This is a genomic window from Kitasatospora sp. NPDC056783, from assembly GCF_042789895.1.
GTDB lineage: Bacteria > Actinomycetota > Actinomycetes > Streptomycetales > Streptomycetaceae > Kitasatospora.
Window position 1 is genome coordinate 1 of sequence record NZ_JBHUAF010000124.1, and the last position, 20865, is coordinate 20865.

Below are 20865 nucleotides of genomic sequence, written 5' to 3' on the forward strand. Positions count from 1 at the left end.
AACCGGGGGATCTCAGACGCGCCCCGCCTCCTCCGGCTCGGGAGCCGGTCCGGGAACCGGCTCGGGAACCCGGGCGGTCTGCAACTGGACGGTGCGCCGCCGGCTGATGTGCAGCGCCCGGCCGGGCGGCAGTTCGCGGGGCTTGACGCTCCCGAACAGCACGCCCTCGCTGGGCGGGCAGGACAGCAGCACCGCCGGGGTGTTGACGTCCAGCAGCCGGCGCATCAGCGGGTCGCTCATGGCGCGGCCGGCGCCGTTGGCGCCGCGCGCCACGATCAGGTGCAGGCCGAGTTCGGTGCCCTGGGCGAGGTGGTCGAGCAGTGGGGCGAAGGGGTGGCCGGTGATCGGAGCGGTGATCAGGTCGTAGTCGTCGACCACGATGAACAACTCGGGCCCGGTCCACCAGTCGCGGAGCTTCAGACGGGCGGGGGTGATGGACTCGCCGGGCACCCGTCCCTCCATGGCCCGGGCCGCACCCTGGACGACCTGCTTGAGGACGTCCACCGCGACGGCGTGGCCGAGCCGGTACTCCTCGGGGACGAAGTCGAACAGGCCGCGCCGGAAGTCGATCAGCATGATCCGGGCCTCGGCCGGGGTGTAGGCGGAGGTGATGCCGTCGACCAGCAGGCGCAGCAGGTTGGTCTTCCCGGACTCGCTGTCGCCGATCACCACGAGGTGCGGGGTCTCCTCGAAGTCGTGCCACAGCGGGGCGATCCGGCGGTCCTCCAGACCGAGTGGTACCTTCAGCCGGCCTTCGGCGGCGGGCAGCTCGGCGGCCTCCAGCAGCAGCGGGAGCATCCGGACCTGTGGCGCGCGCGGGCCGCTCCAGTGCTCGTTCACGGCCTCCACCAGGTCGGCGACGGCGTCGGCGAGATCGCTGGTGTCGCCGATGCCGTCCATGCGGGGCAGTGCGGTGAGGAAGTGCAGTTCCTCGTCGGTGAGTCCGCGGCCGGGGATCCGGGGGACGGTGGCGGCGGCCCGCATGTTGATCACGGAGTCCACGTTGTCGCCCAACCGCAGCTCGAACCTGGTGCCGAGCTGGTCGCGCAGCGCGCTGGTCACCTCGGCCCAGCGGGTCGCGGTGATGACCAGGTGGACGCCGTAGTTGAGGCCGCGCCCGGCGATCAGGCCGAGGACCTGCACAAGCTCGCCGAACTCCTGGCGGACGGTGTTCCAGCCGTCCACGACCAGGAAGACGTCGCCGTGCGGGTCGTCGGCCGGCTCCGGGTCCCCGGCCGCCCGGCGCCGCCGGAAGGTGGCGGCCGAGTCGATGCCCAACCGGGCGAAGCTCTGCTCCCGGCGGGCGATGACGCCGTTGATCTCGGCGATGGTGCGGCCGACCCGTTCCGGGTCGTGGCGGCCCGTCACCCCGCCGACGTGCGGCAGGTCGCGCAGCGCCGACAGGCCGCCACCGCCGAAGTCCAGGCAGTAGAACTGCACCTCGCGCGGGGAGTGGGTGAGCGCCAGGCCGGTGACCAGGGTGCGCAGCAGGGTGCTCTTGCCGCTCTGCGGGCCGCCGACGATGGCGACGTGCCCGCCGGCCCCGGACAGGTCGGCGGTGAGCAGGTCGCGCAGCTGCTGGAATGGGCGGTCGACGACGCCGACCGGTACCGACAGCCCGCCGCGCAGCCGCCACCCGTCCGTGGTCAGCCCGTGCTCGGGGTGGGGGGACAGCGGTGGCAGCAGCTCGTCCAGGGTCGGCGGCACGTCCAGCGGCGGCAGCCAGACCCGGTAGGCCGGCGGGCCCGCGTCGGTGAGGCGTTCGGCGGCCAGGTCCAGCAGGGTGCGGGCGGCCTCCTCCGCGGCCTCGGTCTCCGCCGAGGCCTTGGTTTCCTCCGTCGGCTCCTCCGGCACCGGCTGCTGCCGGGGTGCCACGTACTCGGTGCCGAACGGCAGGACCTGCCCGGCCACCGCCGCCCGGCGGGCGGTGCTGGGCTTCTGTTGGCGGTACGGCCCGGAGACGTAGGAGGCCTTGAACCGGCTGAGGGTGGCGATGTCGCTGCGCAGGATGCCGTTGCCGGGCTGCGAGGGCAGGTGGAAGGCGTCCGGCACCCCGAGCACGCCGCGGCTCTCCATGGCGGAGAAGGTGCGCAGCCCGATCCGGTAGGACAGGTGGGACTCCAGAGCGTGCATCCGGCCCTCGTCGAGGCGCTGCGAGGCGAGCAGCAGGTGGACGCCGAGGGAGCGGCCGAGCCGGCCGATCATGATGAAGAGGTCCATGAAGTCCCGGTGGGCGGCGAGCAGTTCGGAGAACTCGTCGACCACCACGAACAGTGTGGGCAGCGGGTCCAGCTTGACGCCGGAGGACCTGGCCGCCTCGTAGCCCACCAGCGAGGTGTAGTTGCCCGCCGAGCGCAGCAGCTCCTGGCGGCGCATCATCTCGCCGTGCAGCGCGTCACGCATCCGGTCCACCAGGGTGGCCTCGTCGGCCAGGTTGGTGATCACCGCCGAGGTGTGCGGGAGGCGGTCCAGGCCCAGGAAGGTCGCGCCGCCCTTGAAGTCGACCAGCACGAAGTTGAGCGTCTCCGAGGAGTGCGTCAGCGCGAGGGCGAGTACCAGGGTGCGCAGCAGCTCGGACTTGCCGGAGCCGGTGGCGCCGATCAGCAGGCCGTGCGGGCCCATGCCGCCCTGTGCGGACTCCTTGATGTCCAGGTCCACCGGGGTGCCGTCCGAGCCCAGGCCCAGCGGAACCCGCAGGCGCTGCTCCTCGGGACGTTCGGCCCACGCCCGGCGGACGTCGTGCCGGTGCAGGTCCTTGATCCCCAGCAGGGAGGTCAGGTCGAAGTCGGTCGCCAGCGGCTCGGCGCCGTCGGTGGCGTCGCCGAGCCGGTAGGGCGCGAGGGTGGTGGCGTAGCGCCGGGCCGCAGCCGCCGTGAGCGCGTCGGGGCGGCCGAGCACGGTGACGCTGTCCTTGTGGTCGCGGTCCGTGCCGACCATCTCCAAAGCGCTGTCCGCTGTGAGCCGCAGCCGCAGCCGGTGCTTGGCGTGCTTCCACTCCAGCGCGTCGTCCACGTCCAGGACGGTGGCGTTGCGGTAGCCGGCGAGCGCGGCCCGGCCGGAGGCGGGCAGGCGCACCCCGTCGACCACGATCAGGGTGTACGGCTCCTCGCGGCCGGGCGGCGCGTCCGGCTCCCAGGGGCCGCGCGCGGCGAACTCGGTACCGAGCAGCTGCTCCAGCTCCACCATCGAACCGGCCACCAGCCGGACGGGGCCGGCCCCGTCGGTCTCGTCCGGGTGCAGGGCGTGCGGCAGCCACTTCAGCCAGTCCCAGTCGGCGCGCCGCTCGGGTGCCGTCACCACGCCGATCCGCAGCTCGTCGGGGGCGTGGAAGAAGGCCAGCTGTGCCACCATCGCCCGGGCCAGTGCGCGGGCGGATCCGGTGGCCCCGGCCGCACCGCCGGCCCCCGCGTCACCGGCCCCCGCACCGCCGTCGCCCGCGCCACCGGCCCCCGCACCGCCGTTGGGAGCGCCGGCGGCCTCCTCTCCCGCGCCGACCCGCAGCAGCACGTGCGCGTAGCCGGGGAGGTGCACCGCGATCGGCTGCTCGGGCAGCGTGCCGTAGGCGTGGATGAAGCGCCGCAGCGCGTGCGCGCTCAGCGGCTCCAGGTCCTCGACCGGTTTGGTGGCCAGCGGGGCGAGCCGTACGGCCAGCCGCTGCGCGCCCACCGCGATCCGCACGTCGCCGAAGTCCGGGTGGGCCGCCCGGCGCTCCCACAGCCGCGAGGTGCGCACCATCGAGGCCAGCGCGGCGGGCTCCGGGTGCCGCCAGGCCAGCGCCCGCTGCTGCTTGACCGTGTGACGCCGCACCTGGCGGCGGATCTGCGCCAGGTAGCGGAGGTAGTCCCGGCGCTCGCCGCGCAGCCGGCGCTTGCGGTCGCTCTCGCCCCGGATCATCTGGGTGACCAGCATGCCGACGGCGGACAGACCCATCATGCCGATCGCCACGTAGGTCAGCGGGCCGCCCGAGGAGTTCGGGTTGAGGAAGATGAACACCATCGAGAGCGAACTCAGCGCCATCGGCGCCATGGTGAGCATGGTGGACAGCCCGCTCTGTGACTCGGGCAGACCGGGCGGCTCCTGTAGCTGGATGTCGCCGTCCGGCATCTCCGGCCCGGAGCGCCTGGGCGGACGCTCGATCACGACCTGACTCAACGGGCCTCTCCTCACACGCGCGTGGACGTCTCCGCCCCAGGGCACGGAACACGTTCCCGGAAGGTTCACCGAGCCGGTTCCGATCCCGGTGAACCACCGCCCCGGGCGCATCCGTGCAGCGGTGCGACAAGGGAACGCCCCTGGCCCGCAGACCGGAGGAGGGAACGCATGAGTGGTGGCGCCGTGGCCGGCCTGTGCAGACTGAGGTTCCGTGCACCCGACTCGGCGTTCGAGCTGGTCGTGCCGTCCGACGTGGTCCTGGCGGACCTCGTCCCGGCCGTGCTCGGGCACGCGGGCGCGGAGACGGAGGAGGCCGGCGCGGAGCACTCCGGCTGGGTCCTGCAACGGGTCGGCGAGGAGCCGCTCGACGAGGAACTGACGCTGGACGAGCTCGGACTGCGCGACGGCCAGGAGCTCTTCCTGCGCCCGCGCACCGCCGAACTGCCGCCGGTCCACTTCGACGACCTGGTCGACGGGGTGCGCAACGGCATGCTGGAGCGCGGCGACTCCTGGCGCCCGGCGCTCACCCACCACCTCGCGGTGGCCGCCGCACTGGTCGCCCTGGCCGGCGGCCTGACGCTGCTGTTCCTGCCCGGGCCTGTCCAACCGCGCTGCGCGGCGGCCGCGGTGGTCGCCGTCCTGCTCCTGGTCGGCGCCGCCGGCGCCACCCGTACGGTGGGCGACCGCGCCGCGGGCACGGCCCTGGGCGCCGCCGCGATCGGCTACGCCGTCGCCGCCGCCGCCCTGGTGCCCGGCCTCGACGGCCCGGACCGGCTGCTGTCCGGCGGGTCCGCCGCAGCCGGTGCCGCCGTGCTCGCCCTCGCCGTGACCGGCGCCTCGGCCCCGTTCTTCCTCTCCGTCCTGTTCGCCGCCCTGGTCGCCCTGGGCGCGGGAGTGCTGGCCCTGCGGGACGTGCCGCCGGGGCACTCCGCGGCGATCCTGGCCTGCGCCGCGGTGCTCTCCGGGGCCTTCGCACCCGGCCTCGCCTTCAAGGCCGCCGGGCTCAGGGTGCCCGCGCTGCCACGCAACGCCGAGGAGCTCCAGGAGGACATCGAACCGTTCCCGGCCGCCGAGGTCCTCGCACGCGGTGACGTCGCGGACGGCTACCTGACCGGCTTCCTCGGCAGCATCGGCCTGGTCTGCGTCGCCTGCCTGACCCTGCTGGCGGGCGCCGACGGCTGGGGTCCGGCCGCGACGGCCGCCGACCTCGCCGTGCTGCTCCTGCTGCACGCCCGCGAGATCGGCGGCTTCCGGCAGCGCCTCGCCGTGCTGCTGCCCGGCCTGTACGGGCTGGTGCTGTTGGTCGGCCGGTCCGGCGTGCGGGGCGGCTGGCAGGACCGGCTCACCCTGGTCGCCGCGCTGCCGGCCGTCGCCGCGCTCCTGCTGGTCGTCGCCTGGACGGTGCCCGGCCGTCGGCTGCTGCCCTACTGGGGGCGCGCCGCCGACCTGCTGCACTCGGTGGCGGCCTTCGCCCTGCTGCCCCTCGCCCTCCAGACCCTGGGCTTCTACCACCTGATGCGGGGATTGGCCGGCTGACGACCCGCCCGCCGTCCCGCCCGTCCGAACCACCGATCCCGGGAGAGGTCCCATGCAGTCCAGACGCGACCAGGTGCAGGCCCACCTGTTCGTGATGAGCCGGGTCGCCTCCGGGATGCTGCGCGCCGAGCCGGACGCGCCCGACACCTCCGTCGCCCGGACCACCCGCGGTGCCCTGGTCGGGCTCGCCATCGGCCTGCTGATCGGGGTCGGCGCCGGGGTCTACGGCCTCGTCGAACCCGGGGGTGCGACCGGCTGGAGGAAGCCCGGCACCCTGGTGGTGGTCGAGGAGAGCGGCGCGCGCTACCTGTACGCCGGCGGGCAGCTGCGCCCGGTGCTCAACCAGGCCAGTGCCCGGCTGCTCGCCGGGGACCGGTTCCGGTCGGTGACGGTCAGCGCGGGTTCGCTCGACGGCGTTCCGCGGGGCGCGCTGGTCGGCCTCGTCGGTGCGCCCGACGCGCTGCCGGCCGAGCGGGACCTCGGCGAGGCCGACTGGTCCGCCTGCGCGGTCCAGCCGCCCCAGGCCGCGCGGGGCGGGCGGGCCGCGCCCCAGCTGTCCCTGGCGATCGGACCGCGGCAGGGCAGCCGGCCGCTCACCGACGAGCAGGGCGTGCTGGTGGCGGAACCGGACGGCGCGCCCCAACTCCTCTGGCGCGGACTGCGGTTGCGAGCGGATGGCGGCGGGCTGCGCGCCCTCGGGTACGGCGACGCCACGCCGTACCCGGTGACCGCCGGCTTCCTGGACGCCCTGCCGGTCGGCCCGGACCTCAGGGCCCCCGAGTTGCCCGGGCGCGGCACGGCCGGCCCCGCGCTGGCCGGCCGGCCCACCCGGATCGGCCAGCTGTTCACCGGTCCGGGCGGTGAGCGCTACCTGCTCGCCGCGGACGGTCTCGTCCCGCTCGGGGAGACGCTGTTCCGGCTGGTCCAGGGCGATCCGCGGATCCAGCGGGAGGCGTACGGCGGCGCGGCCGTCACCCCCGGGCCGGTCGGCCCGGCGGACCTCGCGGCGCACCTCGCCCCCGCCGCCGCGGCGGCCGCCTGGGCCGGCGGTGAACTACCGGCCCGGCCGCCGCAGTTGGCGGTGGTGGGTGAGGGGAAGGTGCCCTGCGCCGAACTGCGGCCCGGCGCCGGACCGGCCGCGACGACGGTCGGCCTGCAGGACGCCGCCGCCGTCACGGGGCAGCCCCCGGCCGCCCAGCCCGGGGTCGTCCCGGCCTGCAACGCGGCCGACCGGATCACGGTCCGGCCGGGCGGCGGCGCGCTGGTGCGGGCCGTCACCGGCTCCGGCGCCGGCTCGACCCTCTACCTGGTCACGGACGCGGGGGCGAAGTACCCGCTGCCCTCGCCCGCGACCGCCAAGCTGCTGGGGTACACCAAGACCGCCCCGGCGGCCGTCCCCACCCGGCTGCTCGGTCTGCTGCCCACCGGGCCGAGCCTGGACGCGGCCGCCCTCGCGGGCGGCGGCGTGGTCGAGAACCCCGCCGACAGGAATCCCTGCGGGGGCTGAACCCGGGGGCACCGCACCTCCGTTCAGTGTGCCGGGCCGCGGACCCCTGACCCACCCGGAGGCGCCGGCGACCGGCCGGCGCCCGCTCAGAGAAGGGATGTCACATGGCCGGCAACAGCATGCTCAACGACCCGGTGGTCGTCCAGCAGGTGCTGACCACCGTGGAGTCGCAGCAGGCCCACATGCAGCAGACCCAGCAGCAGATCAACGCCATCGTCGACGAGATCAACACGTACTTCCGGGCCGCCGCCGGCACCGTCTTCGTCCAGAAGATGCAGGACTGGCAGAACAAGTACAAGCAGGTGCAGGAGAAGTACGCCGGCTTCCACGAGTTGCTCGCCGGCGGTTCGGGCCTGATCCAGCAGGAGGGCCAGGTCGCCGTCCAGGTCGTCTCGAGCCTCGGCGCGGGCGAGGACGTCCTCAAGGGCCTGAGCTGACGGCCGACCCGAGCTGACGCCGGCCGGTGGGCGACACCGCCGGCACCCCACCGGTCCGGGCCGGGGCCGGGACCACCACAGCCGCTCGAAGGAGAGCAACGATGTCCGACGGCAGGATCGAACTCCACCACCAGCAGATCGACGAGGCCGCCGCGATGCTGCGGCAGCAGGGCGCCCTGATGCACGAGATGATGGAGCAGACCCGCACCTTCCTCACCCAGGGCCTCGGCCACGAACTCCACGGCGACTACGCCACCCAGGGCAAGGGCTACGCCGACGTCCTGGCGGCCGCGGACACCGCCATGACCGACGACATCGCCAAGGCCGCCGCCGCCCTGGACGAGGTGCACGGCCTGATCCGCGACTCCGACCGCACCGCCGGCTCCAAGTTCCAGCTCCACTAGGCCCGGTGAGCCGCGGTGACCGAGGACGAGCAGGCCGGGGCGGAGTACCGGAAGCAGGAGGAGGAGAAGCGCACGCAGAAGGAGAAGGAGCGCCGGGAGAACCAGCAGCGGAAGGAGAAGGACGACGCCAACAGCTTCAAGGTCACCGAGGACTTCCTGCTCGACTTCGCCCGCACCAAGCCGGCCAGGATGCTGGCGGACCTGAAGACCCACCCCACCCGGGTGGCGCTCCAGGAGTTCGTCCTCGGCATCGGCGGCGGAAAGTCCTCCGGCGACTACGCGAAGCTCCTCGCCGGCGGCGGCCCCGCCGTACTGCCGAGCACCAAGGCGCTCCAGGAGGCCTTCACCAAGTACTGCGCGGCCCTGGAAGCCCAGTTCAAGACCCTGGAGGACCAGGTCCAGGCCATGATCGACGACCTGGAGTCGGCGCAGAGCGTCCTCAAGCACGGCGGGGACGAAGCCCTGGCGGCGGCCGAGATGATCTACCTGGTCGGTGACGTCCTCGGGGGCGGCGGCATCAGGTAGCCCGCAGGCAGTCGACAAGCGGCGCCCCGCGCCGTCACCACCCCCCGGCGGGGCGGGCCGAACCCCTCCCTCCGGCCCGCCCCGCGCACCCCCGAGCCCTCCTGGAGCTGTGACACCGATGGCCACCACCACCTGGGAATCCGTCCTGCCGGTGTTCGCGTCCTCCGACCGGACGACGTTCACCCAGCGCAGTGCCGTCACGGGCGACGACAAGGTCCAGTGGATCGCGAGCCACAAGTACGAGACCCTGCCGTACTTCAAGCAGACCGGGGGCGACGAGGGCCACGACGCCTGGTGGTCGTACAACTACACGGACGGCTACGGGCGTCCGTGGAGCCACGTGATCGGCTGCAACCTCGACTGGAAGCAGTTCGTGGACGAGACCACCGAGCTGGGCAAGTGGATCCGGCAGGGCTACGACGTGCTCAACCCGTTGGCCTACTCGCCGTACGAGAACGACACCCTGAGCCCGTGGAGCTTCGACACCGCCGTGTCGACGACGACCGGAGCCGAGAAGCTGCTGCAGACCTGGGCGCCGGCCGTCCGGGGATGGGCCGCCGACATCGCGGCGCCGGGCGCGGACTGGCAGGGCACCGCGGCGGGCGTGTTCAGGACCATGCTCGACCAGTTCGGCGACAAGGTCGAGGGCCTCGCCAAGACGCTGCGCGACCAGCACGTCGACACCCTGCTCAAGGCCGGCCGGGACGCCACCCAGCAGGCGGTCCGCACCATGACGAACGGCCAGGAGACCTACCGCAACAGCCGGGGGGCCTGGCCCGTCAACCCGCTCCTGGACGCCCTGATCGAGGGGATGTCCACGGCGAAGGTCTCCGTCTCCGAGACCCCGGTCACCACCGCGGACGGCTTCGCGGTGGCCGGCAGCGACGTCACCTTCACCGTCACCACGGCCTGGGGCGACCCGCACGGCGACGACTTCTGGAAGCAGGCCGAGAAGCGGGCCAAGGAGGTCTGGCTCAAGAACGTGGCCGACATCCTCGACAAGGCCGCCGCCGAAGCGGTGCGGATCCTGGACACCGCCTACCTCCCCGCGATCAAGAGCCTGACCGACGGCATCCACGTGAGGACGCCCAAGGCGCCGTACCGGGCGCCGCAGGACAGCGGCCTGCCGGGCGCCACCGGCGACCCGTACGCCGACCTCGGCAAGAACATCAGCGACCTGAACAAGAACATGAACGACTCGCTGAGCGACATCGACAAGGGGATCGGCGACAACTTCCAGGGGATGAACGACACCTTCAAGAACCTCGCCGCCGGCGGTCCGGGTGCCCCCGGCCCGGTGACCGGCGGGCCGAGCGGCCTGCCGGGGAGCGGTGGCGCGGGACTCCCCGGGACGGGCGGCAGCGGCTCCGGCGTCCCCGTGCTGGACGGCAACGGCAAGCAGATCTTCGACGGCGCGGGCAACCCGGTCACCGTGCCGCCGGGCAGTCACGTCGACCCGACCACCCACCAGGTGATCGGCCCGGACGGCCGCCCGGTGCTCGGCCTCGACGGCAAGCCGATCACCGTCCCCGACGGGGCGGGCGTCGGCACCGGCTCCGGGCAGCACATGAAGGTGCCGCCGGGCTCGTACGTCGACGACCAGGGCCGGGTGATCGGCCCGGACGGGCAGCCGGTGCCGGACAGGAACGGCAACCCGATCGTGGTCGAGCCCGGCTCCCGGATCGACGGCGACGGCACCGTGCTGGACCCGGACGGCCGGCCGGTCTCCGAGGTCACCCAGCTGTTGGCGGACCAGCGGCACGCCTTCGAGACCGGCTTCGGCGGCGGGGGCGACGGCGTCGGCCTGCTCGGCGGCGGCTTCGGCGCCGGCGGCTACGCCAACCGTCCGGGCGGCCCGCTGCTCGGCGGCACCGGCTCGGACGGTCCGGGGCCCGGTGGCTTCTCCGGCGCGGGGCCGCTGCCCGGCGGCCGCAGCGGTCTGAGCGCCAAGGCACTGGCCAACGGCGGCGACCCGAACACCGCCCAGGCCCGGATGGCCGCGGAGGCGGCCGAGGCCGCCGAGAAGGCCGCCGCGGCCAGGGCGGCGGCCGAGGCCGAGAAGAACGCGCTGACCGGCAAGGGCATGGCCACCACCGGCGGCATGCCGCCGATGATGCCGCCCGGCGCGGGTGCCGCCGCCCCGGCCAACCAGAAGGACCAGGACCGCCGGCGCACCACCTGGCTGGCCGAGGACGAGGAGGTGTGGGGCACCGAGAGCACCGCGGTCTCCGGCGTCATCGGCCGCTGACCCGCCCCGTACCACCTGCCCCGTACCACCTGCCCCGTACGTCCCGGCGAGACCCCGGCCCCGGCCGGAGACAAGGAACCACCATGCCCACGACCGCCGACCCGTTCGGCCCCGACGGCCCGTTCGGCTCGATGAGCGAGGAGCTCGGACAGGCCGTGGAGGCCATGCGGGCGCACCGGCAGCGAGCGGAGAAGGCGCAGATCGAGCTCGCCCGCTCCTCCGCCACCGTCACCTCCAAGGACCGCATGGTGACCGTCGAGGTCGGCCCGCAGGGCCAGGTCCTGGCGCTCACCTTCCACACCACCGGCTACCAGGAGATGGCCCCGGCCCAGCTCGCCAAGTCGCTCACCGACCTGCTCAACGAGGCCCGGGCCCGGATGGGCGATCAGGTCGTCCGGGCGATGAAGGAGTTCGAGGGCGTCGGCGACGTGCTGCGGCTCTCGCTCACCGGCGGCAGCAGCCTGGACCAGCTGCTGGAGCCGCTGCGCTCGATGATGCCCGGCCACGACGCCGACGCGCGGGCCGAGCGCCGCCGGGCCGGCCGCCAGGAGGAGTTCCGTGAGCAGTGACTCCGAGGTCTTCGCGAAGACCCAGGAGCTCAAGCGGCGGTTCGCCGAGTTCGGCCGGCTGTCGGACCTGATCGACAAGGTGATCGCCGACGTCAGGACCGTCAACGACCTGAACAAGAAGGTCGGCGGCGACGACGAGATCGGCAAGCAGTACCACGAGCAGGTGGACAGGGCCACCGCGGACCTGGAGACCTTGATGTCGAACATCAAGGACACGGTCAGGAAGGCGGGCGAGAACGGCGTCGGTCTGGTCGCCGACCTCGACCACGCGGAGGACACCGCCCAGGACATCATGAGCAGCATGTAGGGGAGACCAGCCGTGCCGTACCCGTCCCTCGATCCCGGCGAGTTCCTCGCCGGGCTGTTCGGCGCGCTGGCCGGCATGCCCTGGCCCCAGGTCAAGGAAGGCGAACTGCGCGACGTCCGGGACGCGTACGAGGTGCTGGCGAAGGAGATCCCGCAACTCCACGAGCTGATCGCGACGGTGGCGATCAAGGCCCGCCAGGAGTTCGAGGGGGAGGCCGCCCGGTCGTTCAGCACCGCGATGAACGCCTACATCGGGGCCGGTGGCGACCGGGACCAGGTCACGGAGGCGGCGGAGACCGCCCAGGCGCTCGCCGACTGCGCGGGGGACGTGGCGAACTCGGTCGAGTACACCAAGTGGATGGCGATCGCCCAGCTGATCCAGCTGGTGTTCGAGATCACCATGGCGACCCTGTGGGCGCCGTTCACCTTCGGCGCGAGCTTCTCCGGCCTGTCGCTGGCGTACTTCCTCACCCGGCAGGCGCTGGCGCTGCTGGTGAAGTTCCTGGTCAAGTCGATCCTGACGCACACCTTCGCAGGCATCCTGACCGGCATGCTGATGGATTCGATCATCCAGGGCATCCAGATCTCGCACGGCGACCGCAAGGAGTTCGACCTCGACGGAACCTTCAAGCAGAGCGTGCTGAACGGCGTCATCGGCGGCGCGCTGGCCGGGCCGGTCAACCTGCTCGGCATGGGCCTGGGCAAGCTGATCGGCAACCTGGTCGGCAAGAACGCGGGCAGGGTCCTCTCCGAGGAACTGGCGAACGTCATGAAGAACGGAGACCGGGAGGCGCTCAGGCACGTCCTGGACACCGCCACCAAGGAGGCCGGCGGCTCGGTGCTCGCCAACCTGGAGACGGCCGGGGCCAAGTCCGCTGGTGCGGCTGGGAGTTCGGCGCTGGAAGGAGCGGGGAAGGGCGGAGTCGGTACGGTCGGGAAGCTGTTGACCGACGGGCAGGCCAAGGCCTTCGCGCAGTCGCTCGGGCGGCAGCTGCAGCAGGTCGAACCGTGGCTGAAGCAGGGCTTCGGCAAGGCCGGCGCGGGCAGCGTCGCCGAACGCTTCACCGAGAACCTCGCGGGCTCCTTCGAGAAGCACCTCGGCACCCAGCTGGGAAAGGACGCGGCCCGCACGCTCGGCCGGGAGTACGCCGAGGCCTTCGTGGCCGGCTGGACCAAGCACGGTGCCGGCCACGAGTCGCTGGGCGTGGTGCTGCGCTCGGTGCTGGAGCACGGCGGCTCGGACCTCGGAGAACACGGCGTCTCCGCGCTCGCCGAGCACCTGCCCAAACTGGCCGGGGTGATGGGCGAGGGGAACAAGCTCTACCGGCTGGGCCACGCGATCGGTTCCCAGCTGATGGAGGGCGTGCAGGGCAACCTCTCCGAGGGCTTCTACAACCTCGTCTTCTCCGACAGCCACACGTTCACCACCAGCGCCGCGACCTTCGGCGCGGGCATGGGCATGGGCCTGCTCGGCAGGGGACTGCACGCCGCGTTCCACCGGACCGGCCTCGGTGAGAAGTGGGCCTCGTACGTCCAGAGCGTCCAGTTCCAGGAGATCCAGGCCGGCAAGGGCGGCTACTTCCCGCCGCTGCACCCGATGACCCTGCTGTCGCTGGCCAGCAACCTGGCCGGGCACCCGGCGCCCTTCCCGGTGCCCCGGCTCGGGGCGTACCACGAGGCCGTGACGGCGGGCGAGGTGCTCGGCTACTCGCGCGGGACGAACGAGGCGCCGGACGTCGAGTACGCGGCGCTGTTCGCCCAGGCCTTCGGCCTGGCGGACCTGCACACCCTGTTCGCCGACCCGGTGCCCCAGCCGGTGGTGACCACGTCGAGCGGGGGCGGCACGGGCGCGGGGAAGACGAACCCGCCGACGGGCGCCGGCACGGGGGAAAGCTCCGGTGACGGCACGGTCGGCCGCCCGACGCCGGTGCGGACCGAGGGCAGCGGCCGGCCCGGTTCGAAGAACCCCGCGCAGGTCCCCACCGACACCGGCGGGAGCGGTACCGGCCTCGCCGACAAGCCGGTGAGCCCCGCCCGTCCGACCCGGACCGTCGGCACGGGCACAGGCACGGGCACCGGCACCGGCACCGGCGGCGGCACCGCGCAGACCGGCCAGACCGGCCAGACCGTCGCCACCGGCCCGGCCGGCGGCGCGGAACCCAAGCCACCGACCCCGCCCCGGACCACCGGCGGCACCCCGCCGCAGGAACCCGGCCAAGGTTCCGCCGACCGGCAGCAGCCGCCGTCCCGCCGGCGCGGTCGGGACGAGTACGAGAACGACGCCGACCAGGACACCCCGCCCGGCCCGCGACCGGCCGCCAAGCGCCGGCGGTCCGACCGGGATCGGACCCTCGACGGCCGCCCGCCCTTCGACCCGGACCGCGACGCCCCGCGCCCGCTGCGCCCGCTGGACACCTTCCTGCACGAGTTCTCCGAAGGCGGCTACGGCACGCCCGGCTCGGAGGCCCGGCACACCCTGGAGCGGACGCTGGCCGGGCCGAACGGCCCGAAGAAGTTCGCCCACCCCCAGGAGTTCGTCCGGCTGATCAACCCCAGGGAGGGCGAGGGCAGCCTGCTCGGGGACGTCAACTGCGTGGCGGCCGCGATGGCCTTCCACGCCACCTTCCACGGAGACCCGCAGGTCGCCCTCACCCTGGCGCAGCGCCACCTCGGCGCGGTCACCGACGCCCAGAACTGGACCGGCTACCCGGCCGAGTACCTCGGCCTCGGCGACACCGGCCTGGACGAGGTCGCCCGCCGGGTCACCGAGGGCGGCCCCGGCTCGGCCGCGATGGTCTTCGCCTGGACCGAGGACGGCCGGGGGCACGCCTGGAACCTCGTGAACGTCCCCGGCGAGGGCCTGGTCTGGGTCGACGCCCAGCAGGGCCTGCACTCCCCGGGCGACCGCCCGCTCCCGCAGAACGTCACCCGGGTCTGGGCGATCGCCCTCGACCCGGAGAACCGGCCGATCCGGGGCGAGGGCGGCTTCAACTCGGCCGCGCTGCACCCGGACGAGCGGACGGTCCGGCTGACCCCGGCCGAGGCCTTCACCGGCACCGACGGGGCGGCGCACACGCCGAAGCCCGAGGTGAAACCCGAGCCGAAGCCCGAGATCAAGACGGAGCCCGAGCCGAAGCCCGAGATCAAGACGGAGCCCGAGCCGAAGCCCGAGCCGAAACCCGAACCGAAGGCGGACCCGCCGAGCATCGTCGTCACCGAGCCGACGCACGACCCGCTGCTCAACCCCGCGTCGCCCTCCCCGCAGGACTCCCTCCTCGAGATGTCCGTGTTCTCCTCGGAGGACGGCAACCACCGGCAGGACCCCGCCTTCACCCCCGAGCAGCCGCTCGGCCCCGACGAGCTGCGCCTGCCGCCCACCCGGATCACCAACCACGGACGGCTCTCCGCCTCCGACCTCGTGGTCGGCCTGCACCAGGACGACACCACCGTCTTCCGGCAGATCACCAAGCTGTTCGAGGACCGCTTCCCGTCCGACCTGCCCGCCGCGCGGACCATGGCGAAGGACTTCTTCGACCCCGCGACCCTGCGCCCCAAGCTGGCCGCGCTCTCCCGCGGCGACGTCTGGGAGGTGAGGTTCGACATCAACGGCTGGTCCGGGAAGATCAGCGTCCGGGTCGACGTCGAGGACCTGCACCACCAGGAGACCGCCCCCAGCGTCGAGTTCGAGAACGGCTCCGACCGGTACGCCTCGATCGGCCTCCAGGACGACCGCCTGCTCCGCTTCAACGCCGGTGTGCAGGCCAAGGCCAAGGTCGGCAAGCTCGACATCACCCAGACCTTCGGCTACCAGCACGATTCGCTGCACGGCAACGTGTCCGCCGAGGCCGGCCACTCCATCGCCCGTGGCAAGACCGTCGAACCCGGCGCCCTGTTCGCCGGCAAGCTGCGCCTGGCACTGGACTTCGGCGAGCTCACCCACTGGGGCCAGCCGGTCGTCGCCAAGGGCGGGGACCGGTCCCAGCGGCTCGACATCGGCGTCACCATCGGCATCCCCCTCCGTGACACCCTGGACTCCCACGGGGTTCCGGTGAAGCCGGACGAGGAGAAGCTGTTCGCCCCGCCGCAGCGTGTGGTGGACGGCCGGCGGCTCGGCGGCTCCGACATCGTCCTCGACGTCTCCACCCACCGGCACGGCCGGCCCGGCTCCGACCGGCCGATGCAGGAGGTCTTCGACGGCGTCGAGGACACGGCCAAGGAGGTGCTCGGCGGCATCTGGCCGAGGCTGCGCGAGAAGATGACCGCCGAGCTCGACCTCACCCGGCTCCAGCAGGACCTCAAGAGCATGATGTCCGGCGAGCCGACCCGGATCGAGGTCGTGGACGACACCGGCCTGGTGACCGGAACGGTCGAGATCACCGCCTCCGTGCAGACCATGCACCAGGTCGGCGAGACGGCGCAGACCGAGTTCAACGTCGGCACCGGAGTGCGGCGTGTCCGCAGCGTGCAGGACACCAGCAGCGACGGCCTCCAACTGCCGCTGCCCGCGCTGTTCGGCGGCAGCGCGAGCGACGACTCGACCGGCTCCGGCGGTGGCGGCCTCCAGCTCCTGCGGGACAAGGTACGGATCTCCGGCAACAGCCAGGAGGCCCTGCTCACCACCAAGACCAAGGGCCCGGGCGTGGTCTACGAGGGGCGCAGCGAACTCACCCTCACCTTCACCCGGAAGTCGCCGCTCGGGACGGTCACCGGCACCGCGAAGACCGGCGTCGACTTCCGGGCCCTGATCGAGCAGAGCGAGGCCCGCTCCGTCAAGCGCGAGGGCAAGGACGACCCGACCCTGTTCGTCGCCACCGAGGCGCCCCGCCCGGCCAAGCCGAAGACCTTCGAGCCGGGCAAGGAGGTCCCCAGCCCGCCGGACAGCCTCTGGCCGGGCGCCGACAAGACCGGTGGTGGCTTCGACGACACCACCACGGTGCGCGACCTGCCCACCGTACGGCCGCTGCACGAGGCCGTCGACAAGCTGGGCGAGCAGGCGCTGGGCGGCGCCTGGAAGGACGTCAAGGACGGGATCCAGCAGCTCTTCAGCCATTCCATGGTCGCCTCCCACCTGACCTCGATGACCCGCGGCGTCCCGCTGGAGGCTCCCGAGCGGCTGGCCGCCACCCTGCTCAAGCACGGCGTCAAGGTCTCGGCCACCGCGCACATCACGGAGCTGGACTACAAACGGCCCAACGCCAAGGCGGAGCTCAACCCGGTGAACGAGACCACCTCCTTCAAGGCCGGCCGCCGCCTGCTCTCCGACACCAAGTCCGCCCAGGGCACCGGCAGCGGGATCGCCGGTCTCGGCGGGAAGAACACCGCCGAGGCCGGCGGGGGCTTCGCGCGCCGGATCCGCGACCGCGACGGCTTTCGCGACGGCAGTGCCCAGAAGGTGTACGCCAACGGCAAGTACGCCCGCCCGCAGGAGATCTACGACGCCGGGATCGACGTCGAGATCACGCTGACCGTCGACGGCAAGGGGCACCGGGTCACCGTCCCGATCCGGGCCGAGGTCAGCCTGGACGCCAAGGAGACCGGCCGGTACACCGTCGGCGAGGACGGACTCGCCCACTTCACCGGCCCCGGCACCGGTACCGCCGTCACCCACCAGGGGCCCGCCGAACGGCACGACCCGCCGCGGCGGATCACCGACCGGGGCGCGCTCAGCGCCTCCGACGTGGTGCACAGTCTCGGCCGCGGCGACACCGAGGTGCTGCACGGCATCGAGAACACCCTCGAGCGCGAGTTCGGCCCGGTGCCCGACGACGCGCTGACGAAGCTGCGCAACCGCTTCGACCCGTTCGCGCTGAAGCCCCAGCTGTCCAAGCTCACCCGCGGCGGGACGATCACCGAGAAGGTGACCGTCAACGGCTGGGAGACCACCGTCACGGTCAGGGCGGGCCTCGGCAAGGGCTTCCAGCACACCGACACCGTCGAGAAGTTCGAGTTCGAGCTGGGCACCCGGGCCCAGGTCTCCTCGGGCGTCAGCAAGGACCGGCGCATCCGCGACGTGTTCTCCGTACCCATCCGCTTCAAGCTCCCGTACACCGACGTCGGCCTCAACCTCGCCCGCCGCAACGACTTCGCGCGCGGCTCCACGGTGGACACCACCGGGGCCACCGTCAGCAAGGGCAAGACCGTCGAACCGGCCGGACTGTTCAGCGGCACCGCCGACTTCACCGTCCACATCGAGGCCAGGAAACTCGGCCGGAAGGTCACCCCGCCGGTCCTCCACGTGCCGGTCGACATCACCGTCGCGGTGCCGTTGCGCGACGCCCCGGTGCACGGCTCCGCCGGGGCCGCGGCCCTCAAGACGCCGCTCGACCCGCCCGCCCGCGTCGAGCGGACCCACCGGCTGGGCTCCGCCGACATCGTCACCGACGTCTACCCGCTGCGCCCGCGCGACGGCTCCGGCTCCGGCGACCACCGGTCCATCGGCGAGGGCGCGGTGGACCGGATCGACCGGAGCGGCGCCGCCGCGCTCGGCTCGGACTGGGCCGCGATGAAGCAGAAGATCATCGCCGAACTCGACGTCACCAAGCTCCAGCCGCAGCTCAAGTCGATGATGTCCGGCCACGAGATCGTGGTGAAGCACGGCCGCAGCACGGTGCGGATCACGGCCGGCGTCTCCCGGCTGGAGCACACCGGCGAGACCGCGCAGACCGAGTTCACCACCGGCACCCAGGTGCAGCGCTCCTTCGCCAGCTCCGACGGCGTCACCAGCTACGGCGCGGGCCGGGGCAACGCCGTCACGGTGTCCGTCCAGGGCACCAGCAACCCGCTGCCGACGGGCCCGGCCGCCACGGCCGGCGGCCAGGTCACCTACTCCTTCGGCCACGACCAGCTCGATGTCCAGGCGAACCGCACCACCGCCGGCGCGGCGACCAAGACCAAGCTCCCCGGCAGCGTCTACACCGGCGAGGCGGTCCTCTACTTCCGGATGGAGCGCCGGCCACTGATCCCGCTCGGGGACCCGGACCGGCTGCTCCCGCCCGGCGGGAAGCAGACGCCGCTGGGGAAGGCCTGGCGGGAACTGCGGAAGGTCGGCACCACCGTCCACAGCATCGACACCGCGAAGATCGGCTTCGAGGCGACCGTCGAGGCGGGGGAGGGGCGCGGAGCCAAGAACACCGGGCCCACGCCGTTCGAGGCGCCCGAGCTGCGCACCGGGCAGGCCACCGGCCCGGCACCCACCGGGCCGGCGGTGGAACAGGTGGTCAAGGCGCCGCCCGCCCGGGTCTGGACCGAGGGCCTGCGCGACATCGACGTGATGCGCTGGCTCGGCGACTCCTCCGGCGTGCAGGACATCCTGCGGCTGCGCGGCCGCGAGTTCTTCGGCTCCCGCACCTGGGACCGGATGGAGAGCCTGGCGCGCAGCACCACCGACCACGCCCAGCTGTCCAGCCACTTCGGCACGGCGACCCGGGGCGAGGACCTCACGACCCCGTCGCCGGGCCGGCGGCTGCTGGTGTCGGACGGCGGCGTGAAGGTGAACCTCAAGGTCCTGCAGCTGGAGTACGACCGCACCGACGGCAAGGTCGAGCTGAGCCCCTCCAACGCGACCTCGACCAGCGCCACCAGGACCAGGCTCGACTGGTCGATGTGGGGTGGCCAGATCCAGGCCGGGGCCAAGACCGACCTGGGCCCCGCCGAGGGCACCTTCCAGGGCATCCTCGGCGGAGCGCACCGGAGCCGCGAGGGCCTGTCGCTCGGCAACGGGGGGCAGGTGGTGTCGCACGCGAAGTTCAACACGCCGATGGCGCGTTACGACGGGTACGCGGAGGTCGAGGTCGTGTTCTTCAAGGGCGACAAGCAGGTGGTGGAGAAGGGCGTCATCCCGATCACCATCGACATCCCCGAGCGGGAGACGGTGGACGCGAAGGTGAAGAGCGACCACTACCTGACGTTCAGTCGCAAGCACCCGGCCGGCCACGCCACGCCGAAGCACCCGGAACCGAAGGAGTCGGAGCCGAAGGTGTCGGCCCCGAAGGTGTCGGCCCCGAAGGAGTCGAAGGAGCCGAAGCCGGAGGAGCCGGAGGCGGTGCCGGACACCCCCGAGCCGGAGCCCGAGCCGCAGGAACAACCCGAGCACGACGAGTCCGGCTCCGGGCTGGCCGACGAGATCTTCGAGGCGCTGACGAAGTGACCCCCCCGGGCCCCGGGGCGTGGGCATCCCCGGGATTCGGCCGCAGCGGTGAACCGAACACCCGCGCCGTCCGTGCTGTGTGCGGGTGGATCCGGTGCAGCCCTGTCGGACACCCCGTGTAAACGGAAACCTCAACGGACCCAGGGAGCTGTGGTGGGCACGGGCCAGAACGTGAGCGGCGGCGGATCGGCCGGGTACCAACTGCCGGCAGTCGCCTGGTCGATGGAGGACGGCGACGAGGCCGGCACGGCGGAGCCGGCCGCGTCCGCGCCCGCCGGGTTCGCGGCGGCGGGGTTCGGTCCGGCGCCCACCGCCGTCCGGCCGGGCGGCGCTGCGTCAAGTGCCGCGCCGTCCGCCGCCGGACCGACGTCCGAGCCCGCCCCCGAGCCTGCGGCCGGCCGGCTCGGGGCCGTCGGCGCTGCCCGGCTGAACGCGCTGCGGCGGGCCTTCGCCCAGGCCACGCCCACCGCCCCCGAGGCCGCTGAACCCCCCGAGCCGACCGCCGAGAAGCGGGGCGGCCGGCTGCGCGGCCTGCCCCGCCCGGCGGTCGCGGCCGCCGCCTTGGGGGTGGTGCTGATGAGCCTGCCGCTGGTGCTCGGCCGGGGCGAGGGAGGGGCCGACCAGGTCGAGTCGCTCGGTGCCCCCGGGACGAGCCGCCCCGACGCGACGGCCCCCGAACCCGAGGCCTCCGACGGCGCGCCCGCCGAGAACCCCGTCGGGACGCCGTCGGCCGCAGCCCCGTCCGACGTCCCCACCGGAGCGCCGAGCGGCCCTCCGGCCGAGCCCACCCCCGGCACTCCCGATCAGCAACCCCCGGCTGACACCCAGCCCGTCGGCGCGGCCCCCGTCACCCGCGCCGGGGCGGGATCGGCGCCCGGCGCCCCCGCCCCCGCCCCCGCCGTCGGCGCCGGCGCCCCCAAGGCCCCCGCCCAGCCCGGCGCCCAGGCCCCCGCGCAGCCACCGGGCCGCCCGCGCCCGCCGCCCGGGGCGGCCGCCCCGGCCGGGCCGGCCCGCGCGCCGGGGGGGGGCGGGGGC

Annotated in this window: 10 protein-coding genes and 1 pseudogene; 10 read left to right on the forward strand and 1 reads right to left on the reverse strand. The window is 73.6% G+C overall.

Annotated elements, in window-relative coordinates; genetic code table 11:
• Positions 1-12: 12 nt before the first annotated feature.
• Positions 13-4104 carry a type VII secretion protein EccCa gene (gene eccCa, locus ACFRMQ_RS19265; protein ID WP_380731692.1) on the reverse strand — a complete coding sequence of 1364 codons (4092 nt, stop codon included), beginning with the start codon at positions 4102-4104 and terminating at the stop codon, positions 13-15.
• A 216-nt stretch (positions 4105-4320) separates the two neighbouring features.
• On the opposite strand from eccCa, the gene eccD reads away from it, so the two are divergent.
• From eccD to ACFRMQ_RS19315, 10 genes and pseudogenes are all read left to right on the forward strand, one after another.
• Complete coding sequence (gene eccD / locus ACFRMQ_RS19270) at positions 4321-5688, forward strand: type VII secretion integral membrane protein EccD (RefSeq protein WP_380731683.1); 1368 nt, start codon at positions 4321-4323, stop codon at positions 5686-5688.
• 52 nt (positions 5689-5740) lie between these two features.
• A complete protein-coding gene (eccB, locus tag ACFRMQ_RS19275) occupies positions 5741-7195 on the forward strand; it encodes a type VII secretion protein EccB (protein ID WP_380731684.1) in 1455 nt (484 codons plus the stop codon).
• 104 nt (positions 7196-7299) lie between these two features.
• Positions 7300-7632: a hypothetical protein gene (locus ACFRMQ_RS19280; protein ID WP_380731685.1), complete on the forward strand. Its 333-nt coding sequence runs from the start codon at positions 7300-7302 to the stop codon at positions 7630-7632.
• Between the two features lie 101 nt (positions 7633-7733).
• Entirely contained in the window at positions 7734-8036 is a 303-nt protein-coding gene (locus ACFRMQ_RS19285; RefSeq protein WP_380731686.1) for a hypothetical protein, read from the forward strand.
• A gap of 15 nt (positions 8037-8051) precedes the next feature.
• Positions 8052-8561: a hypothetical protein gene (locus ACFRMQ_RS19290; protein ID WP_380731687.1), complete on the forward strand. Its 510-nt coding sequence runs from the start codon at positions 8052-8054 to the stop codon at positions 8559-8561.
• A gap of 118 nt (positions 8562-8679) precedes the next feature.
• The gene (locus ACFRMQ_RS19295) at positions 8680-10809 is read left to right on the forward strand and encodes a hypothetical protein (protein WP_380731688.1); all 2130 of its coding nucleotides are present in this window, start codon (positions 8680-8682) and stop codon (positions 10807-10809) included.
• An 83-nt stretch (positions 10810-10892) separates the two neighbouring features.
• Positions 10893-11378 (forward strand): YbaB/EbfC family nucleoid-associated protein, encoded by a 486-nt coding sequence (locus tag ACFRMQ_RS19300; RefSeq protein WP_380731689.1) that lies wholly within the window; start codon positions 10893-10895, stop codon positions 11376-11378.
• A complete protein-coding gene (locus ACFRMQ_RS19305) occupies positions 11368-11685 on the forward strand; it encodes a hypothetical protein (protein ID WP_380731690.1) in 318 nt (105 codons plus the stop codon). The genes ACFRMQ_RS19300 and ACFRMQ_RS19305 overlap by 11 nt, the downstream gene beginning before the upstream one ends.
• 12 nt (positions 11686-11697) lie before the next feature.
• A complete protein-coding gene (locus ACFRMQ_RS19310; RefSeq protein ID WP_380731691.1) occupies positions 11698-19830 on the forward strand; it encodes a toxin glutamine deamidase domain-containing protein in 8133 nt (2710 codons plus the stop codon).
• Positions 19831-19983: 153 nt separating this feature from the next.
• Positions 19984-20865 (forward strand): annotated as a pseudogene (locus ACFRMQ_RS19315) (hypothetical protein); the annotation flags it as partial.

Bases quoted from the DNA above. Each gene is read 5' to 3' on its own strand.
- ACFRMQ_RS19280 (WP_380731685.1), top strand. From the start codon at position 7,300: ATGGCCGGCAACAGCATGCTCAACGACCCGGTGGTCGTCCAGCAGGTG.
- ACFRMQ_RS19295 (WP_380731688.1), top strand. From the start codon at position 8,680: ATGGCCACCACCACCTGGGAATCCGTCCTGCCGGTGTTCGCGTCCTCC.
- ACFRMQ_RS19300 (WP_380731689.1), top strand. From the start codon at position 10,893: ATGCCCACGACCGCCGACCCGTTCGGCCCCGACGGCCCGTTCGGCTCG.
- eccB (WP_380731684.1), top strand. From the start codon at position 5,741: ATGCAGTCCAGACGCGACCAGGTGCAGGCCCACCTGTTCGTGATGAGC.
- ACFRMQ_RS19285 (WP_380731686.1), top strand. From the start codon at position 7,734: ATGTCCGACGGCAGGATCGAACTCCACCACCAGCAGATCGACGAGGCC.
- eccD (WP_380731683.1), top strand. From the start codon at position 4,321: ATGAGTGGTGGCGCCGTGGCCGGCCTGTGCAGACTGAGGTTCCGTGCA.
- eccCa (WP_380731692.1), bottom strand. From the start codon at position 4,104: ATGCCGGACGGCGACATCCAGCTACAGGAGCCGCCCGGTCTGCCCGAG.